This is a genomic window from Kribbella turkmenica (assembly GCF_004348725.1).
GTDB lineage: Bacteria > Actinomycetota > Actinomycetes > Propionibacteriales > Kribbellaceae > Kribbella > Kribbella turkmenica.
The window spans coordinates 1-4,036 of record NZ_SMKR01000288.1; the positions used below are offsets into that span (position 1 = coordinate 1).

At 68.9% G+C, this 4,036-nt stretch carries 6 protein-coding genes; 1 reads left to right on the top strand and 5 read right to left on the bottom strand.

Annotation, left to right across the window (positions count from 1 at the left end):
* A partial coding sequence (locus E1218_RS35065; protein WP_233712682.1) for a pyridoxamine 5'-phosphate oxidase family protein occupies nt 1-480 on the top strand: 480 nt, incomplete at its 5' end.
* 105 nt (nt 481-585) lie between these two features.
* On the opposite strand, the gene E1218_RS35070 is transcribed toward E1218_RS35065, so the two are convergent.
* From E1218_RS35070 to pgeF, 5 genes are all read right to left on the bottom strand, one after another.
* Nucleotides 586-1,344: a DivIVA domain-containing protein gene (locus E1218_RS35070; RefSeq protein WP_132144064.1), complete on the bottom strand. Its 759-nt coding sequence runs from the start codon at nt 1,342-1,344 to the stop codon at nt 586-588.
* Nucleotides 1,345-1,513: 169 nt separating this feature from the next.
* Nucleotides 1,514-1,819 (bottom strand): YggT family protein, encoded by a 306-nt coding sequence (locus E1218_RS35075; protein ID WP_132327336.1) that lies wholly within the window; start codon nt 1,817-1,819, stop codon nt 1,514-1,516.
* A gap of 52 nt (nt 1,820-1,871) precedes the next feature.
* Nucleotides 1,872-2,444: a cell division protein SepF gene (locus E1218_RS35080; protein ID WP_132327337.1), complete on the bottom strand. Its 573-nt coding sequence runs from the start codon at nt 2,442-2,444 to the stop codon at nt 1,872-1,874.
* A gap of 69 nt (nt 2,445-2,513) precedes the next feature.
* Nucleotides 2,514-3,230: a YggS family pyridoxal phosphate-dependent enzyme gene (locus E1218_RS35085; protein ID WP_132327338.1), complete on the bottom strand. Its 717-nt coding sequence runs from the start codon at nt 3,228-3,230 to the stop codon at nt 2,514-2,516.
* Entirely contained in the window at nt 3,227-3,949 is a 723-nt protein-coding gene (pgeF, locus tag E1218_RS35090; RefSeq protein WP_132327339.1) for a peptidoglycan editing factor PgeF, read from the bottom strand. Before pgeF ends, E1218_RS35085 begins: the two co-directional genes overlap by 4 nt.
* Nucleotides 3,950-4,036 lie beyond the last annotated feature (87 nt).

Consider the following 4,036-nt stretch of genomic DNA (forward strand, 5'->3'; position numbering starts at 1 on the left):
GTTGTATATCAGCTATTATACAACCATGGTTGTGCAAAAATGTTCATCGAGAGGGCACACCGGATCGTCTGGTGCACGGTGGCGACGGTCGGGCCGGATCTCCGGCCGCGCACCCGTATCCTCCACCCGCTGTGGGAGCTGGCGGACGAACTGACCGGCTGGATCGTCACCCGGGCGACGCCGGTCAAGGTCCGGCACCTGGCGTTCAGCCCGCACCTGAGCTGCGGCTACTGGGAGCCGGGGCAGGAGGTGGCCGTCGCAGACTGTCACGCGGAGTGGGTCGGCGACAGCGCGACCCGGCAACGAGTGTGGGAGCTGTACCGGGACGCCCGGGCCCCACTCGGCTACGACTTCTGGAGCGTGTTCCCCGGCGGTCCGGCTGGGGAATCACCTTCCGTGCTGCGGCTTGCGCCGTACCGGCTGCGGCTCAGTGATGTCGAGACGTTGAGCGGCCGGAAGGAACCTCTCGTCTGGCCCTGAGCATGATCCTGACGCGGTGTCACCGGCCTGGGACGGTGTGTCAGAGGTGTCCAGACATGACGAAGAGGCGGTGCCGCCGGAAAGCACCGCCTCTTGTCCGAGGTTTTAGACGCCGTGACCGTGCGCCTGCGCGCGAGCCTCCGGGCGGAAGCCGTTGCGCGGGCTGAGCGTGTCGTCGCCGTTACCCAGCGCCTTGAGCTGCTCGGTGAAGTACGTCTTCAGCCGGCTGCGGTACTCGCGCTCGTAGGCGTGCAGGTCGTCGATCGTGCGCTCGAGCTGGCCCTTCTGCTTCTCCAGGGTGCCGAGCATCTGCGCCCGGCGCTCGGCGATCTCGCCGTCCAGCTTCTCGGCGCGCGCACGGGCCTCACCGGTCATCCGGTCGGCCTTGCCGCGAGCCTCGTTCTCCAGCCGCTCGGCCTTGGCGCGGGCCTCGCCGATGATCTTGTCGGCGGTGTCCTTCGCCTCCTGGACCAGGTCGTCGGAGTGCTTGGTGGCCATCTCCAGCAGTCGCACGGCGGAGCTGGAGGCGTCACCGACGGTCCCTGCCGCCGCAGCAGCCCCCGCGGCCGCTACAGGCGCGACGACGGGTGGCTTCTCCTCCGGCTTCTCGACCACGACCGGGGGCTTGGGCTGCTGCACGACGGGCGGCAGCGCGGCGGTCTGGTCGACCGGCCGGTCCTGCCCCGCACCCGCGCGCTGGGCCGCCGCGAGCTTGGCCCGCAGCTCCTCGTTCTCGGCGAGAAGTCGCTCGAGCTCGGCTTCGACCTCGTCGAGGAACGAGTCGACCTCAGTGACGTCGTAGCCCTCCCGTAGTCGGACGGGCGTGAACTGCTTCGAGCGGACGTCATCCGGCGTCAGCGGCATCTTTCACCTCGTTTGTCTGTGTCTTGGCGGAGTCCCCGTGGCTCTCACCCCGGCGACTCAGTAGATCACGTTATCGCTTCGTTGTGTTCAAACGGAATCCGGGCGGCGATAACGGCCTAGGTTCCCCGTTTTCGAGACTCTACCTACCCAGTCCCCGGCCGCCTCACCCTCACAGTGAGCGCAAGGCGGTCGAATTGATCGACATCGCCAGCGAGACGATGACGAACAGCATCAGCATGGACAGGTCGATCCGGATCCCGCCGGCCCCGATCGGGGGCAGGATCCGCCGCAGCGGCCGCAGGAACGGATCGGTGACCGAGTAGATCAACTCGAAGAAGAGCAGCAGCGGACCCTTCGGGTGCCACTGCGGCGCGAACATGACGATCAGGCTGAGCACGAACCGCGCCACCAGCGTCAGGAAGAAGGCGAGCAGTACCCAGTAGAGAACCGTGAGGACGAGCGCTAGAGCAATCATGTCGTCAATGAGTGTAGAAGACCGGCGGAAACCGTGGCAGACGCGCGTCGCGTCAACTCTGGTTGTAGAACCCGTCCGCGGCGATCTTCTCCTTCTCCTCGGCGGCCACCGTCACGTTCGGCGGGCAGACCAGGAACACCTTGGTGGTGATCCGCTCGATCGAGCCCCGGCAGCAGAAGATCAGCCCGGCGGCGAAGTCGACCAGCCGCTTGGCGTCGGCGTGGTCCATCTCGGTCAGGTTCATGATGACGGGCGTGCCGTCGCGGAAGTGCTCACCGATGACCCGCGCCTCGTTGTAGCTGCGCGGGTGCACGGTGGTGATGCGGGCCAACTCGGTAACCTCCGGGGACGGTGCGACACCACGTCGATCTGGAAACTTGCTGACCGTCGCGCCCTGCTCCTCGCGACCTGAGTGGACGTGCGACTCAGGGCGGGAGTCTCTGGACTCGCGGCCGTCCCGGCCGGCGGGCACCGGCCCGGTCTCGTGGGACTCCCCGTCGACGGCTCCGACCGCGTCCTCGTCGTAGTCGTCGTACTCGTCGTAGTCGTCGTACCGCGCGTTGTAGCGCTCCCCGTCCTCGACCAAGCCGAGGTAGACACCCATCTTGCGCAGCGCGCCGCTCATGGCCCTCCAGCCCCTCGATCCGGTTCGACGACAACGGTGAGCAGGAAGCAAACCTGCTCGATGTCGACACTAACCGAGTGGAGGACGCGTACCGAGTAAGGCGCGCCCGAGCCGGACGTGTGTCGCACCCTGCCTGATCGCGGCGTCCAGGTCGCCGGTCATCCCGGCCGAGATCCAGTCGGCACCGGGGTGTTCGGAGCGTAGCCGGGAGGCTACGTCACGCAGCCCGGCGAAGGCCTCGTCCGGGTCCGATCCGAGCGGCGCGACCGCCATCACGCCCCCGAGCTCCAGCCCGTCGGCCGCGGCCACCTCGGCAGCCAGCCCGAGTATGGCGGACGGCTCGACGCCACCGCGTCCGGCACCGGTGGCGGCCTCGGCCGGTCCGTACCACGCCAGACTCACCTGCAGCAGGCAGCGCACGGTCCGTTCCTCGGCGACCGCTGCCTTGGACAGCGCGGTCACCAGCGACGAGCGGTCCACCGAGTGCACCACCGACGCATACCGGACCACCGAACGGGCCTTCTTCGACTGCAACTGCCCGACGAAGTGCCAGGTGACGTCCGGCCAGTCCGGCGCCTTCGCCTTGAGCTCCTGCTCGCGGTTCTCCCCGACGTCCCGCACGCCGAGGGCCGTCAGCGCCCGTACGTCGCTGACTGGGAAGGTTTTGGTGACCGCGACAAGGGTGACCTCGTCCGAGGCCCTCCCGGCCGCCTCACAGGCCTTCTCGATCCGCTCCCGCACCAGGTGCAGGTTCTCCCGCAGCTCGTCCGCGCGCACCGTCATCATCGGCCCAGCTTGACCAGACCGGCCAGGCGGCCGCTCACCGGGCCTTCGCGCCGGTACGAGTACAGGTTCTCCGACTCGATCGTGCACCTGGTCGCGTCGACGACCTCGACGCCGAGCTCGGCGAGCTGCGACTGCACGCCGGCGGCCACATCGATCGCCGGTGTCCCCCAACTCGTCTCGGAGTACGACGCCGGCACCCGCTCGGCGACCTCCGCCCGCATCTCCGCCGGCACCTCGTAGCACCGCCCGCACGCGTGCGGCCCGAGCACGGCGGTGATCCGCTCCGCGCCGAGCTCGCGCATCGCCGCCACGGTCGCCGGTACGACGCCGGCGTACATGCCCTTGCGTCCGGCGTGTGCCGCTCCGACCACACCCTCGCCGGCCAGCAGGACCGGAAGGCAGTCGGCGGCGCGGACCGCCAGCACCACGTCGGACCTGGTCGTGACGAGCGCGTCCGCCGTCGGCATCGGCGTCGGCGGCAACTCGTCGCCCGGACGGACCCTGTGCACGTCCCGTCCATGGACCTGGCTGACCCGGACGATCCCTTCGGGCCGGACACCGAACGCCTCGGCGACCCGGCGGAAGTTCTCGCCGATCAACTCCGGGGCCTCACCGGCTCCACCGAGGTTCAGCTCGCCGTAGGGCGGCCTGCTCGCACCGCCGAACCGATCGGTGAAGGCGAAGCGGACGTCGCGGAGAACCTCGTCATACCCGAACACATCCAGAGCCTACCGGCCCGGACGCTGCTTACTTGAGGAAGTCCGGGATGTCGAGGTCCTCCTCCGGGTCCGGCTTGCGGGCCGGGC

What these genes read in the sequence shown, in the direction of transcription:
- E1218_RS35070 (WP_132144064.1), bottom strand. Translation starts at nt 1,344, where the DNA reads ATGCCGCTGACGCCGGATGACGTCCGCTCGAAGCAGTTCACGCCCGTC.
- E1218_RS35085 (WP_132327338.1), bottom strand. Translation starts at nt 3,230, where the DNA reads ATGATGACGGTGCGCGCGGACGAGCTGCGGGAGAACCTGCACCTGGTG.
- E1218_RS35080 (WP_132327337.1), bottom strand. Translation starts at nt 2,444, where the DNA reads ATGAGCGGCGCGCTGCGCAAGATGGGTGTCTACCTCGGCTTGGTCGAG.
- E1218_RS35075 (WP_132327336.1), bottom strand. Translation starts at nt 1,819, where the DNA reads ATGATTGCTCTAGCGCTCGTCCTCACGGTTCTCTACTGGGTACTGCTC.